General features: G+C 71.3%; 18 protein-coding genes and 1 pseudogene. 7 read left to right on the top strand and 12 right to left on the bottom strand.

Annotated features, from left to right (window positions below; translation table 11 throughout):
* Positions 1-10 precede the first annotated feature (10 nt).
* The 5 genes from CRM89_RS26110 to CRM89_RS31160 all read right to left on the bottom strand — a co-directional run bounded on the left by CRM89_RS26110 (position 11) and on the right by CRM89_RS31160 (position 4132).
* Positions 11-523, bottom strand: coding sequence for a YbaB/EbfC family DNA-binding protein (locus CRM89_RS26110; RefSeq protein WP_228822122.1), 513 nt, complete (start codon positions 521-523; stop codon positions 11-13).
* A 17-nt stretch (positions 524-540) separates the two neighbouring features.
* Positions 541-852, bottom strand: a complete 312-nt coding sequence (locus CRM89_RS26105; protein WP_060593123.1) for a hypothetical protein — start codon at positions 850-852, stop codon at positions 541-543.
* 174 nt (positions 853-1026) lie between these two features.
* A complete protein-coding gene (locus CRM89_RS26100) occupies positions 1027-1827 on the bottom strand; it encodes an ESX secretion-associated protein EspG (protein ID WP_098086548.1) in 801 nt (266 codons plus the stop codon).
* A complete protein-coding gene (locus tag CRM89_RS31890) occupies positions 1824-3830 on the bottom strand; it encodes a pentapeptide repeat-containing protein (RefSeq protein WP_228822121.1) in 2007 nt (668 codons plus the stop codon). Before CRM89_RS31890 ends, CRM89_RS26100 begins: the two co-directional genes overlap by 4 nt.
* A 68-nt stretch (positions 3831-3898) precedes the next feature.
* Entirely contained in the window at positions 3899-4132 is a 234-nt protein-coding gene (locus tag CRM89_RS31160) for a hypothetical protein (RefSeq protein ID WP_172964412.1), read from the bottom strand.
* On the opposite strand from CRM89_RS31160, the pseudogene dtd reads away from it, so the two are divergent.
* A pseudogene (gene dtd / locus CRM89_RS26090) lies at positions 4019-4449 on the top strand (D-aminoacyl-tRNA deacylase). The gene CRM89_RS31160 and the pseudogene dtd overlap by 114 nt on opposite strands.
* A 7-nt stretch (positions 4450-4456) precedes the next feature.
* On the opposite strand, the gene CRM89_RS26085 reads toward dtd, so the two are convergent.
* Positions 4457-5311 carry an SDR family oxidoreductase gene (locus CRM89_RS26085; RefSeq protein ID WP_011207336.1) on the bottom strand — a complete coding sequence of 285 codons (855 nt, stop codon included), beginning with the start codon at positions 5309-5311 and terminating at the stop codon, positions 4457-4459.
* 177 nt (positions 5312-5488) lie between these two features.
* Here CRM89_RS26085 and CRM89_RS26080 point away from each other — a divergent pair, with 177 nt between their 5' ends.
* The 4 genes from CRM89_RS26080 to CRM89_RS26065 all read left to right on the top strand — a co-directional run bounded on the left by CRM89_RS26080 (position 5489) and on the right by CRM89_RS26065 (position 8694).
* Positions 5489-7006, top strand: coding sequence for a hypothetical protein (locus tag CRM89_RS26080; protein ID WP_082668733.1), 1518 nt, complete (start codon positions 5489-5491; stop codon positions 7004-7006).
* A gap of 25 nt (positions 7007-7031) precedes the next feature.
* Entirely contained in the window at positions 7032-7769 is a 738-nt protein-coding gene (locus CRM89_RS26075) for a hypothetical protein (RefSeq protein ID WP_011207334.1), read from the top strand.
* Between the two features lie 82 nt (positions 7770-7851).
* The gene (locus CRM89_RS26070) at positions 7852-8166 is read left to right on the top strand and encodes a PE domain-containing protein (RefSeq protein ID WP_011207333.1); all 315 of its coding nucleotides are present in this window, start codon (positions 7852-7854) and stop codon (positions 8164-8166) included.
* 15 nt (positions 8167-8181) lie between these two features.
* Positions 8182-8694, top strand: coding sequence for a YbaB/EbfC family nucleoid-associated protein (locus tag CRM89_RS26065; RefSeq protein WP_011207332.1), 513 nt, complete (start codon positions 8182-8184; stop codon positions 8692-8694).
* 7 nt (positions 8695-8701) lie between these two features.
* Here CRM89_RS26065 and CRM89_RS26060 read toward each other — a convergent pair whose 3' ends face one another.
* Positions 8702-9271, bottom strand: a complete 570-nt coding sequence (locus CRM89_RS26060; protein ID WP_086839522.1) for a hypothetical protein — start codon at positions 9269-9271, stop codon at positions 8702-8704.
* Positions 9268-9927 (bottom strand): hypothetical protein, encoded by a 660-nt coding sequence (locus tag CRM89_RS26055; RefSeq protein ID WP_127516316.1) that lies wholly within the window; start codon positions 9925-9927, stop codon positions 9268-9270. The genes CRM89_RS26060 and CRM89_RS26055 overlap by 4 nt, the downstream gene beginning before the upstream one ends.
* A gap of 320 nt (positions 9928-10247) precedes the next feature.
* On the opposite strand from CRM89_RS26055, the gene CRM89_RS26050 reads away from it, so the two are divergent.
* Together CRM89_RS26050 and CRM89_RS26045 are read left to right on the top strand one after the other, a co-directional pair.
* Positions 10248-17318 carry a hypothetical protein gene (locus CRM89_RS26050; protein ID WP_098086546.1) on the top strand — a complete coding sequence of 2357 codons (7071 nt, stop codon included), beginning with the start codon at positions 10248-10250 and terminating at the stop codon, positions 17316-17318.
* Positions 17315-17686, top strand: a complete 372-nt coding sequence (locus tag CRM89_RS26045) for a toxin-antitoxin system YwqK family antitoxin (RefSeq protein ID WP_086846095.1) — start codon at positions 17315-17317, stop codon at positions 17684-17686. The genes CRM89_RS26050 and CRM89_RS26045 overlap by 4 nt, the downstream gene beginning before the upstream one ends.
* A 3-nt stretch (positions 17687-17689) precedes the next feature.
* On the opposite strand, the gene map is transcribed toward CRM89_RS26045, so the two are convergent.
* The 4 genes from map to rplO form a co-directional block, all read right to left on the bottom strand.
* On the bottom strand, positions 17690-18490 hold the full coding sequence (map, locus tag CRM89_RS26040) for a type I methionyl aminopeptidase (RefSeq protein ID WP_011207327.1): 801 nt from the start codon (positions 18488-18490) through the stop codon (positions 17690-17692).
* 18 nt (positions 18491-18508) lie between these two features.
* On the bottom strand, positions 18509-19054 hold the full coding sequence (locus CRM89_RS26035) for an adenylate kinase (protein WP_011207326.1): 546 nt from the start codon (positions 19052-19054) through the stop codon (positions 18509-18511).
* Positions 19051-20373 carry a preprotein translocase subunit SecY gene (secY, locus tag CRM89_RS26030; protein ID WP_011207325.1) on the bottom strand — a complete coding sequence of 441 codons (1323 nt, stop codon included), beginning with the start codon at positions 20371-20373 and terminating at the stop codon, positions 19051-19053. The genes CRM89_RS26035 and secY overlap by 4 nt, the downstream gene beginning before the upstream one ends.
* A gap of 155 nt (positions 20374-20528) precedes the next feature.
* On the bottom strand, positions 20529-20972 hold the full coding sequence (rplO, locus tag CRM89_RS26025) for a 50S ribosomal protein L15 (protein WP_011207324.1): 444 nt from the start codon (positions 20970-20972) through the stop codon (positions 20529-20531).

The raw sequence follows: 20972 nt of genomic DNA, 5'->3' as shown, positions 1-20972 counted from the left end.
CCTACCCGGCTCACCAACCGGAGTCGGTGACGCCGCGGTCGTGCCGGGCCGGATCGATCGCCTCCACGTCCTCGAACCGCAGGGCGGAGCTGTCGTCGTCGTCGACCACGGACCGTTGCCGGGCGGCGGGCGGTGCGGTCGACACCGGCGGCGGCGCCGGGATCTCGGCGTTCAGGTCGGGCATCCCCTCGACCAGGTCGGAGATCTTGGGCAGCCGCGCGCGCCGATCCTGCAGGGGCGCCAGCAGATCCTGGCCGCGTCGAGCCACCTCGGCGGCGGCCTGCTGCGCGGCCTCGGTCACCGCCTTGGCGATCTCGGGGTAGCCGAGATCCTCGATGCCGGAACCGAACTTGGTCTCGATGACGACTCCGTCGGCGTTGACGGTGACCGTCACCTGCTTGCGGACGGTCGCGCTGGCGACCAGCCGGGATCGCTCCTGTTGCAGGCGCCCGATCATCCGCATCTGCTGCCGGACCTCGTCGAGCACGGAGAGCATCTCGGCCTTGGCGTATTCGTTGCTCATGCGCTGGTGCGACCCGTTCAGGTGCGGTACTGGTCGCCGTTGCCGAGGTCCATCGTGCGCAGGTGGAAGGCGGCGTCGGTCTGCGAGGTGCTGAAGTTGTCGAACGTGGTGGCCATGTTGGCGGCGCTGGTGGTCAGGTTCTCCCGCGAGACGAAGTAGCCGTTCTCGCCCTGGGTGAACTGGTCCCCGATCTTGTCGTTGCCCCACGGCGCGCCACGGCCGGCCAGCGAGGCCGACAGCGTGGTCAGGACGGCGTTGATCCGGTCCCTGACCTCACCGGTCTTCTGCGCCGCCTTGTCCAGCAACGGCGGATAGTTCTCCACACCCATGTTCGCTCCTCGAAAGCGCGTGCGTGGATTCGACCGTGCCAGCGGCGGGCGACCGCCCGGTATCGCCAACGTGAACGCGAGGTGCCGCCCGGCTGACGTTCGGTGGCACAACGTGATTCGGTGGCACCTGGTTCGACGGCACCTGGTTCGGTAGCGCTGCGGGCATGCGGGCGCTCAGCCGCGCAGCTCCCAGTGGCTCTCGGTGCGGTCGAGCATGGTCTCCACCGCATCGTCGATCTTCTTGGTCAGCCATTTGCGGCCCATGCCGACCGCCATCGGTGCCGCCGAGGGCAGTTCGATGACGTAGCGGCCGTCGCCGGGCAGGTCGCGCCACAGCAGGATGTGTTCGATGATGCCGCGCGGCCCGTACCGGGAGTGGCCCTGATGCACGGTGACGGCGCCGGTGCGCTCGGCCGGCGTCTCGAAGAACCGACGGCTGCGGGCGATCCCGGAATCGTCCCGGTCGTCGGTGACCAGCGACCGGACGCCGCCGTAACTCTCGAGATCGTCGACGTGCTCGGCGACCACCGGGATGCTGCCCGCGCGCCCCGCCTCCACTCCCGGCGGCAGCAGGCGCACGATCGCCTCGGCCAAACCGCGCGGCCCGCAGTCGTGGATGACGTACCCGCCGCTGTGCTCGACGGTCTCACCGGGCTTCTGCACCACCAGGTAGCCGCGGGCCCCGGTGCGCCCGCCGCGTGCCCGCACCCACAGCGCGGGGTCGTCGCGGCCGCGGTCGTACCAGGTGAGCACCCGCACGGATACTTCCGGCCGGATCAGGATCGGGATGATCTCGCGCAAGTCCGGATCCGCGGTGGCCCGCAACCGTTCCCACACCTCGAACTTGGCCCGGTCGTAGTCCTCGGCGTAACGGATGCGCGCCAGGTACGTCAGCGGTTCCGGGATACGGCTGTCGCCGTAGCGCTCGCACAGCACGCGGAACTCGAGATCGGTGAACTCCCAGGTGCGGTTCACGACTCGACCACGGGGCGGGCGTAGTGCAGCGAATCCTCGTCCACCGCTTCCTGTTCCACGCCGTCGGTGCTCTGCCGGACCAGCGGCTCACCCGGCGTGGACCCGGCGACCACGCCGGGCACGGTCCAGCCGGCACCGGACTCGTAGGCCGCCGCGCGCGACGGGCCCGCGGAGACCGCGACACCGGGATCCGCGGGCACGCCCGGGGTCGGGAACGGGGCCAACGAGGTGTCGGGCAGCGCCGCGCGCGGGAACAGCCGCGAACCGCCGGAATCCGCGGGCGCGGGCGTCCCCGAGGTCTCGGCGGGCCGCGCGGTGCTCTGTCCGGTGGTCTGCGACTCGGTCGTCTGCGGCTCGGCGGCCTGCGGCTCGATGGATTGTGGCCCTGCAGGAATGCCGAGCAGATCCCCGAGGGGTCGCAGTTCCGGGTGGGCCGCGATGAGTTCGGCGAGTTGCGGCGAGTCGGCCAGGATCGTGCGCAGCTCCGGGAACCGGTCGAACAGCTGGGCCAGCGCACCGGTGTCGACCCCCGCGGCCGCGGCCTGCTGCTGGGGCAGTTGTTGCAGTGCCTGGGTGAGACCGGGCAGCGCCTGCGCCAGTGCCGGGACGGCTTGGCCGAGGGCGGGCAGCATGGACGACATCGCCGAGGTCAGGGCGCTGAGCATCGGCACTCCCTGGCCGGTGTCGCGCTGACCCGTGGGACTCTGTCCGGTGCCGGTGCCGGTCGATCCGGGTGCGGGCGTGCCGGTCGGGTTCTGTGTGGCGTTGGGGTCGCCCGCACCGGGGATCTGCGGTGTCTGCGCGGTCGGCGCGGGTGACGGGGTCGGGGTCGGGGTCGGGGCGGGATTGCCGGAACCGGGCTTACCCGAGCCGGGGTTACCGGAACCCGGGTTACCGGAACCAGGATTCCCGGAACCCGGGGTACCCGACCCCGGGTTGCCGTTGCCCGGATTGTCACCGCGCGGACCGTCACCGCGCGGGTCACCCTTGCCCGGGTCGTCCGTCCGCGGCGGTGGCGGCGGCGCGCCGGGACCGGGCGGATCACTCACCATCGGGAACGACTTCTCCGACTGCAACGCCCCGGTGACGTAGTACTTGCCGAACTCGGCCTGGTAGTCGCCCAGGCTTGGCCCACCGCACGGCTTCTCCGGCTGCGACGGCATCTCCGTCTTGGTCCGGTGCAACCAGTCGGCGGTGTACTCGATGTTGGTCTCCATCACCTGGATGCCGCGGCTCAGCGCGACCACGCTCTCGGCGTATTTCCCGATGGCTTGGACGGCTTGGTCGGCGCCGTCGCTGCGCCAGCTGTCGGTGGTGATGACCTGGAGTTTGCGGTAGAGATCGTAGGCGGCGTCGTAGGACTTGTCGGCGATCTCACCCCAGATCGGGGCGACCGTCATCAGCGGCCACACATCGATCTTCTGCCCGAGGTCGTACAGCTCCGACCAGGACATGCTCTCCGGCTCCTCCGGTTTGACCGTCACGGTCACCGGGGCGAACTGCACGGCGGGCGGTGGCTGGCTGAGCCCCTTCGGCACCGCGGGCTCGCTGTCGTTCAGCATCGTTTTGGGGAAGTAGAACTTCCCGTTCTGCGCGTTCTGGTCGGGTTTGGTCCAGGGGATGTTCTTCGCGGCGGGATCGCCGACCACCTCGCCGAGCCTGCGCAACGTGTCACCGGACTGGTGGTCGGTGCCCTTGTAGGCCGCGCCCGCCGCCTTGAACAGCTCCACCAGGTCGGTGAGCGTCTCGATGTGCTTGTCGAACTGCTCATAGATGTCGACGGCGCGGTCGTTGAACGCCGTGGCCAGCCGCCCACCCGAGTCGAGACCACCGAACTGCGCCCCGGTGAACTTGCCGAGGCCCTGCCCGTCGTAGAGATTCTTGTATCCCTTGATGGCCGCGATCATGTCCGAGCAGGCATTCGCGCTCTGCAGCGCCGCGTCCGGCCAGACCGAGACCTTCCGTGCCCCCGCCAGTCCCGACCACGCCGATTCCGCACCCACGCCAACGCTCCTCGATCCGCCACCGACGACTCCCGTCGCGGGCACCCTAGCCCCGGGTGGTGACGAGTCTATGGCACCCCGGTGACGCACGACAGCCGAGTGACGTCGAAGACCTTGCCGCTCTTGACCTTCCACGGAACGACGATCGGCGCCGAGCGGCCGGCCGCGGCGATGGGATGATCGTTGCCATGCGTGTACTCGTGCAGCGCGTGACATCCGCGCAGGTCACCGTGGACGGCGAGGTGGTCGGCCGGATCGAGCCGAACCCGCAGGGCCTGGTCGCGCTGGTGGGCGTGACCCACGGCGACGACGACGCCACCGCCCGCGCCCTGGCCGACAAGCTCTGGCGGCTGCGATCCTCGACGGCGAGCGCTCCGCCGCCGACCTCGGTGCCCCGATCCTGGTCGTCAGCCAGTTCACCCTCTACGCCGACACCGCCAAGGGCCGCCGCCCGTCCTGGTCGGCCGCCGCGCCCGGCCCGGTGGCCGAACCGCTCGTCGACACCTTCGCCGCGACCCTGCGCGAGCTCGGCGCCACCGTGGCCACCGGCCGTTTCGGTGCCCACATGCACGTCGAACTGACCAACGACGGCCCGGTCACGCTGCTGCTGGAATCCTGACCGCCACTCAGCGACTGGCCCGGAAGCCGCGGAACTTCCGCAGGTAGGAACCGATCTGACGCAGCGGAACCGGACGGGGCCAGTCGTCGGCGCGCAGATAGGCGTCGGAACCTCCGTCCACGAACACCACACTGCCGCAGAGGAATTCCGCGGCCGGGGAGAGCATCATCAGCACCCAGTCGGCGATGTGATCGGGTTCGCCGAAGCCGCCGGTGGGCACCGGGAACGACTTGATCGCCTTCGCCTCGGCCGGGGTGGCCAGCTGCCGCTCCAGCAGCGGCGTCCGGATGGCGCCGGGCGCGATGACGTTGAGCCGGATGCCCGCGCCCGCCCATTCCCGCGTCACCGCGTGCCTGCGGGCCCAGCGGCTGACCGCGATCTTGGACCCGGCGTAGACGAACGGGGCGGCGTTCTTGCCGAAGATCTTCACCGTCCGCACCGCCTTGTCGGTGTCCCCGGCCAGGAACGCCCGGATCGTGCGGGCTGGCACGCCGGGCACCGTGGTGCTCGAATTGCTGCCGAAGACCACCACCCGGGCCGCCCCGGACGCGGCCAGCGCGCCGTGCCAGCCCTCCAGCAGTTCGACCACACCGAGATAGTTGACGGCCGCGATCACCGGCAGCCGGGACGGATCCGGCACCGGCCCGAGCCCGGCCGCCAGCACCGCGCCGTCGAGCCTGCCGTCGGCGGCGGCCAGCACCCCCGTGACCGCGCTGCGCCTGCCCGCGGGCGTGGCCAGATCCGCGACCACCTCGCAGTCGCGCAGGTCGACCCCGATCACCCGGTGCCCCTCGGCCCGCAATTTCTCGGCGACAGCCCTGCCCATGCCCGAGGCGGCCCCGGTCACCGCGTAGACGCCCATGTCCTGTCCCTTCGTTGCGACTGCGACGGAGTGTGCCAAACAACACCGCCGCGCGCACCGTGCGTCCCACCCAGTGGCGGCCGATTCGGCTCGCCCCTTCGGCAGCGCCGCGGCGGCGGATGTGGCAAACTCGGCGGGCACGAGTGCGGCCGAATCGACGACCGTGTGCGGAAGGTGATGCGGGAGTTGAAGATCGCGATGGAACCGAGCGCGATCGAGCGCCGGGTGGCGGCGGATCGCAGTGCGGCGCGGGACCGGACCGCCGAGAGCGAACTGCGGCTGGCGGCCTCGTTGTGCGAACTGGCGAAAGCCCTGCTCGAGACCAGAACCAACGGCGCGCTGCGCGACCGGACGGCGGAGGCCATCGCGCCTGCCCAGGAGGCCGTCGGCATCCGGTTGCACTGGCTCACCCACGGGCACGTCACCGCGCGGCACGCGGGCGACGTGCAGGAGGCGCTGCGCGTGTTCGAGCAGGCCACCCGGCAGACCGGGCACCGGGAACTGGCGGTGAGCACCATCCGCAACGCCTGCCATGCCTACCGCCAGGTCGCGCAGGCCTACCCGGCCGTCGCGGGCACCTGTGCCGACGGGCTCGGCAAGTGCGGGGTGTGGCTGGGCAGGCTGGACCAGAACGCGGCCGTGGCGGCCACCGAGGACGCCGCCCGCATCCGCGCCGAGCTGGCCGCCGCCCATCCCGAACTGGCGGGCAAGTACCTGGCGAGCCTGAGCACCCTGCTGCGCACGCTGATGGTGGGACGCTCGCGCAAACTGGCGGTGTCGATGTACCGCGAGCGGTACGCCTCGTTCACCCCGACCGGGCTACAGATCCGGTTGCGCGCCTGCGGCATCCGTGACCTGGACCTGACCCCGAAATCGCTGCGGGCACTCACCGAACTGGACTGCCGAACCCTCGAGCAGGCCGCCCGGCTCACCCAGCAGCAGATCCTGCGCAAGACCTCCGGCGACCTCTCCACCGTCGAGGAGATCAACTGGCGGCTGGCCCTGGTCGGGCTACGGCCGCTGGCGCCGGGTGAGGACCCCGAGCCGCCCGCCATGCCGGTCGAGATCGGCCCCACCTTCGGCGCGCTCGGCGTGCGCTGCCCCGACCGCGACGCGATCGCCCAGGTCAAGGCCGCCATCGTGGCCGCATACGCGATGGACGACGCGCGCCCGGTCGACGCCGCCGGTTACGGCGGCGAGGGCACCGACTGGACCATCGGCGCGGCCACGCCCAACCCCGCCACCGCGCTGGGCGACGACATCGTCATCGTGGATCTGTCCTACGGCGGCTGGATCACGGTGATGAGCCTCAACTGGGAACTCGCGCCGGTCGGCAGGCATCCGCTCGCACTGCGGCTGTCCCAGCAGTGGCCGGTCGTCAGCGTGACCGCCACCGACAACCAGGCCTACGAACTGTGCCGGTACGAGGGCGGTAAGCCGACCCAGTACGCGGCGATGGGCAGGCCGCCCGGCACGAGCACACTCGACCAGCCCTTGGCGCCGTTGGATTTCGGCTGGCTGGCCGCCTACGGCGCCAGCTTCGCCACCGAGAACAAGCTGCGCGTCGCCTTCGGCAACACCCAGAGCTTCGCCAACCTGACCTACCTGCCCAACAGCGGAATCCGGCAGGTGCGCAAGACCGCGCCGCTGCTCGACCACGATCACGTGCTGTACTTCCGCACGGACGCACCGTGACCGGCGGCCGGTAGGATCGCGGGCCGTGGCCGCCGACACCTTCGCCGCCGAACGCGCTCGACTGCTCGCCGAGGGCGAGCGGCTGCGGGCGCTGCGCGACACCGATCCCGACGCCGTGTTCGCGCTGTTCGACGTGCACAAGCAGTACGAGCAACTGCTTCCCGACGTGGTGGTCGCGCGCTGCCCCTTCACCGGCACGCCGGTGTCCTGGCCGATCGACCTGGTCGACCTGGACGGCTGGTACTGGGATTACGACGTGCCGACCCGCCGGCTGGTGGATCCGGTCCCGCCCACCTGGCTGGCCATGGGCGGCGCGGTCCGGCTGTCCGAGCCGGTGACCCCCGCGCCGTTCGACTGCATGCCCGGCCCCGACCGCCCTTACGTCGTCCCCCGATTGCTCGCGCGCGAGGAGGTGCGCGCGGTCGTCGTCGAACTGCCGATCGGCGCCCACACCGGCTGGGCCATCACCTATTTCGGCACCGCGCGGCCCACCGACGTCGCCCTGGAGAACCTCTGGGGCACCCGGCGCTACGACACCTACGACGCGCGCGGCCACTGGCGCGGCTGGGCCGAACACCAGCAGAACACCGCCGACTACGACTTCGACCTGGCGCCCTGGCTGACGTCCGGAAAGCTGCGGTGGATCGCCCCCGGCGACCCGACCGCGACACTGCGCGAGGGCACCGACGGCTGTCCCTACACCGCCGTCGACGGCGACGGGCGACTGCAACTGGTGCGGCAGGGACGCGTCATCCGCTTCTGAGCGGCCGTGTTCATATTGAGTTCACCTTCCGGCTGTGGCACAGTCGATTCCACGTGCTGCGTAACCGGGAGGGAGTTCCACGATGGGCAGAGTCCAGGTGACCTCGCAGAGCTTGTCCGCGCTGGCCGGTGACGTGGAGAGCTTCGGTGAACGGCTGCGCCGCATCGCCGACGCGGCCGACGCGGCGACCTCCCCCGGCCCGTCGGCCTGGGGCGACGACGAGTTCGGCACCCGGTTCGCCGAGGGCGAGGACGCCAAGGGCTTCCGTCCGGGCGCCACCACGATGAGCACCAACGCGCGCACCATCGCCACCACCTTCGACAATCTCGCCGGCGGGCTGGCCACGGCCGCCGGTGAACTCGCCCGGCTCGAACAGGGCAACAAGCTGACCTTCTGACGCCGGGAGGCACGCATGCCGAAGGATTTCGCCGAGGCCGCCACCGCCGACATCCTGGACGGGTTCGCCGCCCAGATGCGCGCCATCGCGACGGCCGCCGAGCAGCGCGCCGAACTCACCGCCACCGCCTACGCCCAGGGCAAGCGGGTGAAGGTGACGGTCAACGCCGACGGCGCGGTGCTGGAGACCCGATTCTCCGCCGACATCGGCGATCTGGACTACGACGAGATCGCCCGCGCCGTCACCGCGGCCGCGCAGGAGGCCGCCAAGGAAGCCGCACGGAAAGCGCAGGAGTTGCTGGCGCCGGTCGCCGAGCAGCGGGCGCGCATGCCCAAGCTCTCCGACCTCATCGACGGCATGCCCGACCTCGAATCACACCGGCCGTCGATCCCGCCCGCCTCGATGGCGCCGCTCAGCGCGCGGGAACAGCCCACGGCCGACCCGATGCCGGCCGGCTCCGAACCGGTCGAGGACTACGAATCCTGGCGCGCCGCCCGCGCCACCGGTGTCACCGACGAGGGATGGTGACCGGGGTCTACCAGCCGGCGAGCGTGCTCGCGTAGTGGTCGCGCAGCGCCGCCAGCCGCGCCGCGTCGAACCGGCCGGGTTCGCGTTCGTAGACCGCGCGCCCGTCCACGGAGGTGAAGGCGGCCGGGGGCACCGCGCTCGCCCCGGCGGGTACGAACTTGAGCACCTCCTCGACGGCCGCGAGTGCGGTCGCCAGCGTGTGCCGCGCCGTCCGGCGCCGGGAGTCGTCCAGCGCCGCCCCCGGTTCGGGCAGCCGGCGCGCGCAGCGGTCGGAATACCACAGCCACACCCCGGGATCGAGCAGCTGGGAGGGTCGCTCGTCGCCGAAGCGCACCCCGTCCGCGGGCGGCACGAGCACCTGTTCGGGGATCCGGAACAGGTATTCCCGCTCGGCTCCGCACACCGCGCAGCCGCCGCGGTAGCGGCCGACCAGCTCGCCGTCCACCCGGAGCACGGCGCTGTCGAACGCACAGTCCTTGGAGCCGCACACGTGGCACGGCTGCAACCGCAGGAACACCCTGGCTTCGGCGTTGCTGCGGGCGAGCGGAAGTGACTGCGGCACAGCGGCTCCCCTCATGCCTCGTGACCGTAATTGGCGCGCTGGGCCGGTGTCAGCGTGGCGACCGCCAATTGCCCGGCGCCCTCGCACACCGGGCAGACGCGGCGGTCGAAGCACTCGGGGCAGCGACGCCTGCCCCGCTGTTCGTCGGGTACCCAGCCGCGGCCGTGGCACTGCGGGCACCAGCCGGTGCCCGCGCATTCGTAGCAGAGCAGATAGCCGTCGTCGACGTCGTCGGCGGTGCGGACCGGGGGCGGCACGTCCAGGGACGCCGGGGGACGCAGCGCGACGGCGGCGGTCTCGCCGGTATAGAGCACCACCGTCGACGTGGTCGAGAAGCGCACGCGCAGCGCGAGTTCCGGCCGGGTGCCGGACACGATCAACGGCCCGTCCGGCCCGTCGGGTGCTTCCCGGTGCACGGTCCAGCCCGCGGCGGCCAGGGCGGCGGCGGCCCGCTCGGCCAGTGTCGCCGGAGATACCGCGGGATCACGGGTGGCGCGGACGGTGAGCGTGTGCCGGTAGCGCACCGGCTCGTGCCAGTCGGCCACCCGTGGCTCCGCCGGCGGACGCACCTCGGCGCCGGGAGTACACACCGCGACCAGCTCGGCGACCCGCTCGTGCAGTTCGCCGCCCCAGCGGTCCAGTTCGGCCCGCGCGTCCGCCATCTCTGCCATTCCGTCCTCCGCCAGTCGACGCTACCACCGCCGAAACCCGTGATCATCGCGCTGCCCGCGCACACCGCCGGGCATCCGGACCGGGCCCCCGGCGCGACGCGCGGAACCCGCTGTTCGTATTGTCTTCATCGAGCGGTTGTGACAGAGTCGATTCTGCGTCACCAATCGAAAGCCGGATCGGGACAGTCGTTTCCGAGGGAGGAGAGTCCGGCGGGACACGCCGGCGTGCTGAGCGAGGAGCTTGGAGTGGGAGGGTTCGCGCCATCGGCTCATTCGTCCGGCTCGCGGCCCGGCCACGCCGCTGAGAACTGAGGTTCCCCGTGGCCCTGTACTTTCCCTCGTGGCTGGAGCCGTTCGAGTGGCTCATCGGCGCGGACTGGCCGCACGGCAACGAAGACCTGATGTGGCAGATGGGCCGCGAACTCCAGCAGGTCGCCGGGGACATCCGCGAGCTGATCCCCGATCTCGACGGCATCATCAGCGGCCTCGCCAACGCCTACCCCGACGGCAGCGGCGGCGAGAAGATCCTCGAGTGGATCCAGCCGCTGCGCGACGGCGACGGTTCCGCCGAGGCGCACGGTTCGCTGCGCCAGTTCGCCGACAACTACCAAGCGCTGGCCGACTCCGCCGATTCCATGGGCGATCAGCTCGAGGCCGCGAAGCTGAACTTCTACATCGCGGGCGGCTGGCTGGTGGCCGAGGTGGCGTGGGCGCTGGCATCGGGCCCGGCGAGTCCGTTCGCCACGGCGGCGGTGTTCGCCAGCGCCCGGGTGGCGTTCCGGGCGATCAGCAACGCCTTCATCCGGCGGATCAGCGAGATCATCGTCCGGATGATCGGGCGGCGGATGAGCGCCGTCGCCGCCAAGCGGGTCGGTGACCTCATCGGGCACATGACCTTCGAGGTGATGCAGGAAGCACTGATCGAGACCTTCCAGGGCACCACCCAGGAATTGGCGGTGCAGGCCTACCAGAACGCCAAGGGCCACATCGACGGGTACGACTGGAACGCGGTCGGGCTCAACGCCGCCATCTCGGCCGTCGCGGGCGGCGCGGGCGGCCTCGTGGGGTTCGGCGCGGGCAGGCACATCGACACCAGCATGGGCGGCTGGCGGGGTGCGTTCAACGGCGCACTGGTCAGCGGGCTGGCGGGCACCGGCGGCGCGGCGGCGGCCTACGGTGCCACCGGATTGCTCACGGGCAATTGGGATTTCGATCCGCGCAGCATCACCGGCGGCGCGTTCTCCGGCGCACTGCCCGGCGGCATCTACGGCTACCGCGGCACCGGCGAGTTCACCGGGCCAGGCGGCGGACCGGTACAGACCGTCCCGCCGGTCGACGGCAGCCTCGCCCCACCCGTCCCGGGTGACCCGGCCACCGTCCCCGCCGGCGACAGCGGCACCGATCCCGGTGCCGGACAGCCGAGGGCGAGCGACCCGACCGCGACCGGAACCCCGGGCGAGCGCTCTCCCGGCCAGACGCCCACCACCGGTGACCGCGGCACCGATCCCGCGACCGGCGACCGCGGCACACCGGCCGCCGACCGCTCCCCCACCGCGGAGGCACCCGGGCAGACCGACCCCGCGTCCGGCACCCGCACGGCCGACGACGCGGCGCCGGGCGCCACCACACCGGCGGCAGCCGCCGCGCCCGGCGCGGAGTCCGCGGGCGGTCCGACCCCGCAGTCCACCCAACCGGCCGGCTCGGTCGGCGACGTGCCGTCCGCCCAGGCCGACGCCGGGCCGACCACCGAGGCCACCCCGACCCCGGACGCGGACACCGCGACGGACGGTGGGTCCCCGCCCGCGGCGGACACCAGACGCGAATCCGATACCGGCGACGAAGCGCCGGGCCACCAGACCGCCGACTCGGCCACCCCCACCCCTCGGGACACCGCCGCGGACACCCCGACGGGCGAGGCCCGCGACTCCACCGGCACGCCGGGCCAGGGCGAGCGGACCGGGGTCACCGACCGCAACCCACTCGACACCCGCGCCGGTGTGTCGACGGCCGCGACGGCGGGCACGCCCGGCGCGGCGACGGCCGGTGGCACGGCGCTACCGAATGGTGCGCTGCCCGGCGCCGGAATACCCGCTGCCACTGCGGCGCCCGGCGCGGGTGCGCCCACCCCCGGCCCCGGTACCGCCCCGGTCGGCGGCACTTCGTCGTCGGGCACCGCTACGCCGCCGGGCACCTCCACGTCGACGGGCACCTCCACGTCGGCGGGCACCTCCACACAGCCGGGCACCTCCACGTCGACGGGCACCCCCACACAGCCGGGCACCTCCACGTCGACGGGCACCCCCACACAGCCGGGCACGTCTACCTCGCCGGGCACCCCTACGCCGGCGGGCACCTCGGCGGCGACGGGAACCGCGAACCAATCGACCGCTCCTGGCGACGGCGCACCCTCCGCAACGGTTGCCCAGCCGCAGCCGACGCCCACCGCGGATGGCCGGCCACCCGCGTCCCCCGGCACGGCACCCGGTGCTTCGATCGCCCCCACGCACGCCTCCCCCGCAACCGTCGACGGACACCTGTCCGCGGCCCCGTCGGCAGCCACGCACGCCGCACCCGCGACCGTCGACAGTCACGCACCCGGGACCCCGGGCACCGCACCCACCGCGGACGGTCGAGTCGATGCCGCCCCCGGCGCCACATCCGCCCCGGCCGCGGGCGCGCCGACCGGCTCGATCACCGAAACATCCCCGGCTGCCCCGGCTTCCGCCGGTGCCGCCAGGGCGGGGATCGTGGACGGCAGCGTCGCGCCGCCCGTGGTCGCGGTGCAGGCCCGGTCCACCGGTGTCGACGTGCCCGCCGCCGACCGTGGCGGCGACGCCGGTCTCGTGGTCCCGGTCGGGCCCGTCGTCCCGGTGCCGGAATCCAACCCGCGGATGCCGTGGAACGACCGGCCGGGCGACCAGCGCGGTACCGCGGGCCCGGTGGGCGACTTCCGCGGCGATGCCCGGCCCGCCGACCTGCCCGGACTGGACCAGGGCCAGCTGCTGGCCGAGATCGGCAACAATCTGCTGCTGATCACCCCGGGATCGATCGCCTGGAACCGGGACGGCGGCTACTTCGTCCTCCCCGACGGCCGGGAGATCCACGTGCGGGTCGCGCCGACCGAGGACGGCGCCGTCGCCGAGTTCGGGCCGCTCGACGGCCGCCCGGAGGCTGGCTACGAGGTGCGCGTGTCGCCCACGGCCCGAACGGCGGACATCCCGCGCGCGGTCGCGCACGAGCTCGCCGAGATCGCGTTGTCGCTGGAACCGGCGATCGACATCGACCCGGCCACCGAGACACCCGCCACGCTCACCACCCACCTGGGCGGTCGCTTCGCCGAACTGCGGGTGCTGCTCGCGCACATCGACCGCGCCACCTTCGACCCCGCCCGCACCGCCGAACTGCCCGCCCTGCGCCGGGACCTGGCCGACCTGGCCGCTCATCTCGGCCTGACCGACCCGGCCCGCGCCGCGCAGGCGCACGAGCTGCTGTCCCGGTACGACCCGGTGCTGGCCGGGCGATTCGACCTCGAACAGGACAGCCCCTTCGCGCACCGTCCCGCGATCGGACCCGACACCGCGGACTTCGGCGACCTCGCCGACTACCGGACGCTGCTCGAACAGCGCCTCGGCGACGAGAGCCTGGTCAGGATGGAAACGCTCGCGACGCAGGGCCGCATCCGGGAGGAGCTGGTCCGCCGCGTGTTCGACCCGGTGTTCACCGGCAAGCAGGCGGCCGCCGCGCGCAAGACCGTGCCGGCCAAACAGCTGTTCGCGGCGCTCGACCCGATCAACGCCGCCCTCAACGACACCACGCTCACCGAGGTCCAGCGTGCCGCGGCCGTGCACGCCGCCATCGACAACCTCCGGGCCGCCCTGCCCGACGCCTTCCGGGAGACCCTGGGCGAGGACGGTTTCCGCCGCATGCACGAGGCCGCCGACGACCTGGGCACGCAACCGCGCCGCTTCGCGACCGAGCTGAACCACGCCGACGCGACCGTCACCCTCGACGGCGAAACGATGCCGTTCGCGGATCTACTGCGCGAGGTCGACCGCGCCAACCGGGCCGCGACCGCACTCGGCGTCAACGTCGAGTACACCGTGGTGGTGCACGATCGGGTCGACGGACGCGCGGCCGTGGAGATCCTGCCGCGCCCCCGCCCGCAGCACCGGCTGCCGTTGGAGCAGAACGTCTTCGGGGAGGACAACGAGCGCATCGCGCACCGGCCACGGCCCGCCGCGCCCGCCGCCGCCACGGGCGCGCACACCATCGATGTCGGCGTCGGCCGCAGCGCCTTCGCGGTGGAGATGACGCCGACGCCCGACCGCGTGGGCGAGGGCCTGATCATCAAGACCGAACTCGCCTCGGAGTTCCCGGTGGCCGCCCAGCGCCGTCGCGACCGCGGCATCCTCGACCCCGGCCCGCTCACCGAGCCGGGCACGGTGATGGTGTTCGGTGACATGCTCTTCGACGGGCACGTCCTGGCCGAGGACGGTGCGGGGCGGATCGGCCGCATCTACATCAACAATGTCAGCGCCCACTTCGACGACGACGTCTACGACGCACTGGCCCGGAGCATGATCGACGGCCTGGCGCCCGGCGCGCGCATCGAGTTGCAGTGGGACATGAAACCGGAGAAGTCCGAGGCCGACGGCGGCTACCCCGGGGACCGCGGCCACATCGACGGCGACCGGCTGTGGGAAGCGCTGGAGCGGCTGTTCGCCGACTCGGAGCTGCCGTTCCGCATCGACGAGCGCACGGAGTTCCCCGGCGCGGGCAACGACGACTACGACTACACGATCAACGCGGGCGGCAGCAACGTCCTCGACGCGGGCAAGATGGCGAAGTTCACGCCCCCGCGGCCCGACCACCGCATGGTGATCGTCTACGAGCCCACCGGGCCGGCCGCGACCACCCCGGCCTCGACAACTCCCGCCGCCACCACACCGGCCGAGGGCACCCCTGCCCCCGGTGACGGCGGAATCGGCGACGGCACCGACGACACCGCCGTGCCCGTGCCCGGCGACGACGAACCGACACCCGAACAGATCGAGGAGCTCTACGGCATCCCGATCGAGAACCAGCAGAAGCTCCAGCGCTACGTCGACCGGTACGGCCTGCGGATGTTCGTGCGGCCCACCAACCCGGATTCGGTGCCGCATCTGAAACGCGGCGCGGTCCCCAAACCGATGGCGATCAAGGACAAGACGATCAACGACCTCGACATCGAACTCGGCGCACCACCGGAAGCCAAGGGGCTGGTCGGCCGGTTCGCCCCCGGCATGCTGCGGATGCCCGACACCGCCGGAATGACACCGGAACACAGTGCGGCACTGAAGAAGCGGCTGCAGGACCGCACCGCCGACTTCGACGCCTACGAGACGAGCATGCGCGAGTTCGAGCGGCAGGGCACCTTCCGAACCACGGAGCAGGGCATCGTAGAAGCCGCCGTCGACGGCGAATTCCGCCCCATCACCGGCGACCACGACCTGTTCGACCTGCGACATGCCGACGGCACCCGCCTTACGCCCGCCGAACTGCGCGAGCACGAACGCAACCTGGCCATCCTGCGCGCGGGTGTGCAGCACGGCCCGCACGTCTACTGGGACCCGCCCTCGGCCTACCAGCGGGAACGCAACTTCGAGAAGATCATCGACTCGCACCAGCCCGACCCCGACCCGGACACCGACAACGAACCGCTGGTGGTGTTCGGGGCGCTGCGGCCGCCGCGGGTCGAGTGGGCCGATCTGTCGGTCGAGGGCGTCGACCGCACCATGACCTCCTGGCACGTGGCCGACGCGCTGAGCCGGCTACCCGGCGACACCGGCGACATGGTGAACCGCGTCACCGAACTGACCGCCGATCCCGGCTTCGACATCGCCACCTACCGCTCGTGGCTGGACGCCGACGACGAGCTCGCCGGTGAGCTGCGCCCGGGCACCCCCGAACACGAGGTCGCCCTCATCCGCCGCAGCGCCGAAACCCTCAGCACCCCCGAGGACGTGCGCCGTGCCGTCGCCGACGCCCTGGCCGCCCACCGCGACGTCCCGGTCTTCCGCTCCCCCGAGGAACAACACGACATCGCCGCGAAATCCGGGGCGGCGCCCGTCGAATCGACCACGCCCGCCGCCGATTCCGACGACACCGCAGCGGACGACACCGCGAGCCCGGACGCCACGACGGACCCCGCGCGCGCCGCCCTGATCGAGGAACTGACCAACGACCCCGACTTCGACCCCGACGACTACCGCGCGTGGCAGGGCTACGGTCAGCGGCTCGCCCTCGCCGCCGACATCGACCACCGCCCCCGGGGGCTCATGGCGGTCGTCGTCGACGGTGCGGTGCGGCTGTTGGCACCCGGCACACCGGCTCATCTGCGCGCGCTGCTCGAGCAGATCCCCGCGGCCCCCACCGACCGCGCCGAACTCGCCGCGCGCGTCGAGCACGCCTTCCTGCCGAAGGACCTGCCCGCCGCCCGCAATCCCGATCACGCGGTGGAGGTCGCGCGCTGGGAACTCGGCGCGTATCCACCCCACGACCACACCGTCGCCCCGATCGATCCCGGCCCGAAGGCCATCGCCGACCTGAGCAACCATCCGGACGGCGTGACCAGGAACAGCGACGGACTCATCATCCGCATCGGCGGACGGCCGGTCGGCGAGGTGGTCGACGCCATCGCCCGCGACCGGGCCGAGAAGTTCACCGCCGCCCGCGCCACGCCGGCCGGCGAGTCGAACGCGGCGGGCCGGAGCCGGGTGGCCCGGTGGCAGGAGAAGGGCATCTACGCCAACTTCAAGTCGCACGGCAAGGTGTCCGCGGTCGTCATGGATCTGCGGACCGGCGTGGTGTACGAAGGCTTCAACGGCTCGGGCGCGGACACTCTCGCCGCGGACGACACCCATCCGACCATCGAACACAACATCACCGAGATGCGCAGGCGCGGCCACGTGTTGGAGAACGGTGGCTATCCCGCGCTCGATCGCGCGGGCAACCCGGAATCGCCCGCGCTGACCCGCCCCTACCCGCACTTCGACAACCCCTACGGGCACGCCGAGGTGAAGGCCGCCAACGAGGCACTGTGGGCGCGCGACGAGCACGGACTCGACGCCTCGCCCGCCGCGATGGCCGAGTTCTATTCGCAGACGTACTCCCTGGTCCCACCCAAGGACGAGAACGGCGATCCGCTGCCGCTGGAACCCAAGCCGTACTGCGCGAACTGCCACCATACGATGGGCAGGGCGACCAACCACAGCGGCCGGTACCACAGCTTCCCGCACCTGCCCGCGCACCTGGTCGACGGGTACGTCCCCGAACCCCACCGGGTTTCGGACACACCCGAGCCACCGAACGACGAGCCGGGCCGCACCGAGCACGAGCAGGAGGGCCAGTGAAACGCATCGACCTCGCGGTGGACGCCGTTTCGTACGCCGACGACCAGCGCCTCGAGCACGACGGCGAGCCGTTCACCGGCGAGGTGGTCGAGCAGGTCGGCGGACAGCTGGTATCCCAGCAGTTCTACGTCGACGGCATCGCGCACGGGCCGGAACGGGAATGGTGGGCCGACGGCGGGCGCAAGGCCGAGGGCGAGATGCGCCACGGCATGCCGGTGGGCGTGCACCGGTTCTGGCACCGCAACGGACAGCTGGCCGAGGAACGCGAATTCGACGACGCCGGACGCATGATCCGGCGCCGGAAATGGGATGAGAACGGCGACCCCGTCGAGATCGCCGCGGGTCGCCGCGCTCGACGGGGTATCTGAGACCTACTCCGGCCGCGGGGTGAGAATCCGCGGCCCGTCCTCGGTGACGGCCACGGTGTGTTCCCAGTGCGCGGCGCGGCTGCCGTCGACGGTGACCACGGTCCAGTCGTCGTCGAGCACCTTGGTCTGGGTGGTGCCGAGGGTCAGCATCGGCTCGATGGCCAGTACCGAACCGACGACCAGCTGCGGGCCACGGCCGGGCTCGCCCTCGTTGGCCAGGAACGGGTCCATGTGCATCTCGCGGCCGATGCCGTGACCGCCGTACCCGTCGACGATGCCGTAGGCGCGGCCGTGCTCCTGCTCGGCCGCCCGGGTGCCCAGCTCGATGGCGTGCGAGACGTCGGTGAGCCGGTTGCCGGGCACCATGGCCGCGATGCCCGCCTCCATCGATATGCGGGTCGCCTCGCTGAGCAGCCGGTCGGCCTCGATGATCGAGCCGACGCCGAAGGTCCAGGCGGAGTCGCCGTGCCAGCCGTCGAGGATGGCGCCGCAGTCGATGGACACCAGGTCACCCTCGGCGAGGATCTCCTCGGCGCTGGGGATGCCGTGCACGACCCGGTCGTTCACCGACGAGCAGATGGAGCCGGGGAAACCGTGGTAGCCCTTGAACGAGGGCACCGCGCCCGCCTCGCGAATGGTCTGCTCGGCGACCTCGTCGAGCTCGAGGGTGGACACCCCCGGCTTGGCGGCCGCGCGGACGGCGACGAGAGCGCGGCCGACCACCGCGCCCGCCGCCGCCATCGCGTCGAGCTCACCGGCGGTGCGGAACGGCACCACCTTCTTGTTCTTCCGGCCGAAGACCACTGGTTCAGCGCTCCGGCGTCAACGGCCGAGCGCCCGCAGCGCCCGCTCGTTGACCTCGTCGACCTCGCCGACACCGTCGACCGTGACGACCAGGCCGTCGTAGTGGTCGAGCAGCGGCTCGGTCTCCTCGCGGTAGACCCGCATGCGGTTGCGGATGACGTCCTCGGTGTCGTCGTTGCGGCCGCGCGCGAGCATGCGCTCGACGACGGTGTCCTCCGGGACGACGAAGCACAGCACCGCGTCCAGCTTGGAGTTCATGTCGCCGAGGATCTTCTCCAGCGCGTCGGCCTGGTCGACCGTGCGCGGATACCCGTCGAGGACGAACCCGTTGGCGGCGTCGGGCTCGTTCACCCGCGCCTCGACCATGCGGTTGGTCACATCGCTGGGCACCAGGTCGCCGGCGTCCATGTACTTCTGGGCCTCGCGGCCCAGCGGGGTCTGCTGGCTGATGTTCGCGCGGAACAGGTCCCCGGTGGAGATGTGCGGGACGCCCAGCTTTTCCGACAGCAGGACGGCCTGGGTGCCCTTGCCGGCACCCGGCGGACCGAGCAGTACAACTCTCACTTGAGGAACCCTTCGTAATTTCTGTTCATCAGCTGGCTTTCGATCTGCTTCACCGTGTCCAAACCGACGCTCACCATGATCAGTACCGCGGTGCCGCCGAACGGCAGGTTCTGGATGCCACCGGAGTTGCCGATGTCGAGGAACACGTTGGGCAGGACGGCGACGAGACCGAGGTAGATCGAGCCGGGCAGCGTGATGCGACTCAGCACGAAATTCAGGTAATCGGCGGTCGGCTTACCGGGACGATACCCGGGGATGAAGCCACCGAACTTCTTCATCTCGTCGGCGCGTTCCTCCGGATTGAAGGTGATCGCGACGTAGAAGTAGGTGAAGAAGACGATCAGGCCGAAGTAGATCGCGATGTAGATCGGGTTGCTGGGGTTGACCAGGTACTTCTGGATGATCTCCTGCCACCAGCTCGGATCGGTGGCGGTCTGCGAGCCGGTCAGCTGTGCGATCAGGTTCGGCAGGTACAGCAGGGATGAGGCGAAGATCACCGGGATGACACCGGCCTGGTTGACCTTCAGCGGGAGGTAGGTCGAGGAGCCGCCGTACATCTTTCGGCCGACCACGCGCTTGGCGTACTGCACCGGAATCCGGCGCTGGCCCTGCTCGACGAAGATGACCGCGACGATGATCAGGAACGCGGCCACGCAGACCAGCGCGAAGACCATGCCGCCGCGGCTGTCCAGGATCGCCTTGCCCTCGGTGGGGATGCGGGCGGCGATACCGGCGAAGATGAGCAGCGACATGCCGTTGCCGACACCGCGCTCGGTGATCTGCTCGCCGAACCACATCACCAGCGCCGCGCCGGCGGTCATCACCAGGACGATGATGATCATGCCGAAGATGCTGGTATCGGCCAGGATGTCCTGCTGGCAGCCCTGCAACAGCTGCCCGCGCGCGGCGAGCGCGACCAGGCCGGTGGCCTGCAGGATCGCCAGCGCGATCGACAGGTACCGGGTGTACTGCGTCATCTTCGTCTGGCCGGATTGGCCTTCCTTGCGCAGTTCCTCGAACCGCGGGATGACGACGGTGAGCAGCTGGATGATGATGCTCGCGGTGATGTAGGGCATGATGCCGATCGCGAAGACCGACAACTGCAGCAGCGCACCACCGGAGAAGAGGTTGATCAGCTGGTAGATGCCGGCGTTCTCACCGCCGGAGACCAGGTCCACGCACTCCTGCACGGCCTTGTAGTCCACGCCGGGAGACGGCAACGAGGCACCGGCTCGGTACAGCGCGACCAACCCCAGCGTGAAGAGAATCTTCCGCCGTAAGTCCGGAGTCCGGAAGGCCGATACGAAGGCGGAAAGCACAGATCCTCCTGGCGCGAACGACATGGTCAAGACATGGATGTTTCAGCTGAGGACGCCGAAAACCATGACGAGGCTTGGCTTGGCAGAGCTATTGAACTCTAACAGTGGCACCGGACGAGGCTTCTCGTCCGGTGCCACTACGTCAGAGCCTACCGTCAGGCCAGCTCGGTGACAGTGCCACCGGCCGCGGTGATCTTCTCCTTGGCGGAGCCGGTCACCTTGTCGGCGGTCACCTGGACCGCGACGCCGATCTCGCCGTCGCCGAGGACCTTCACCAGCTGGTTCTTGCGCACCGCGCCCGCGGCGACCAGCTCGGCCTTGCCGACCGTGCCGCCCTGCGGGAACAGCTCGGCGATGCGGCCCACGTTCACGACCTGGTACTCGGTGCGGAACTTGTTGGTGAAGCCCTTGAGCTTCGGCAGCCGCATGTGAATCGGCATCTGGCCACCCTCGAAGGCGGCCGGGACGTTCTTGCGCGCCTTGGTGCCCTTGGTACCACGGCCCGCGGTCTTGCCCTTGGAGCCCTCACCGCGACCCACGCGGGTCTTGTCGGTCTTGGCGCCCGGGGCGGGACGCAGGTGATGCAACTTGATGGTCAT

The organism is Nocardia sp. FDAARGOS_372, assembly GCF_002554515.1.
In the GTDB taxonomy this organism is placed as follows: Bacteria; Actinomycetota; Actinomycetes; order Mycobacteriales; family Mycobacteriaceae; genus Nocardia; species Nocardia farcinica.
This window is presented reverse-complemented; position numbering and strand designations above follow the sequence as displayed.

Bases quoted from the DNA above. Each gene is read 5' to 3' on its own strand.
- CRM89_RS26110 (WP_228822122.1), bottom strand. From the start codon at position 523: ATGAGCAACGAATACGCCAAGGCCGAGATGCTCTCCGTGCTCGACGAG.
- CRM89_RS26105 (WP_060593123.1), bottom strand. From the start codon at position 852: ATGGGTGTGGAGAACTATCCGCCGTTGCTGGACAAGGCGGCGCAGAAG.
- CRM89_RS26085 (WP_011207336.1), bottom strand. From the start codon at position 5,311: ATGGGCGTCTACGCGGTGACCGGGGCCGCCTCGGGCATGGGCAGGGCT.
- CRM89_RS26080 (WP_082668733.1), top strand. From the start codon at position 5,489: ATGCGGGAGTTGAAGATCGCGATGGAACCGAGCGCGATCGAGCGCCGG.
- CRM89_RS26070 (WP_011207333.1), top strand. From the start codon at position 7,852: ATGGGCAGAGTCCAGGTGACCTCGCAGAGCTTGTCCGCGCTGGCCGGT.
- CRM89_RS26065 (WP_011207332.1), top strand. From the start codon at position 8,182: ATGCCGAAGGATTTCGCCGAGGCCGCCACCGCCGACATCCTGGACGGG.
- CRM89_RS26060 (WP_086839522.1), bottom strand. From the start codon at position 9,271: ATGAGGGGAGCCGCTGTGCCGCAGTCACTTCCGCTCGCCCGCAGCAAC.
- CRM89_RS26055 (WP_127516316.1), bottom strand. From the start codon at position 9,927: ATGGCAGAGATGGCGGACGCGCGGGCCGAACTGGACCGCTGGGGCGGC.
- rplO (WP_011207324.1), bottom strand. From the start codon at position 20,972: ATGACCATCAAGTTGCATCACCTGCGTCCCGCCCCGGGCGCCAAGACC.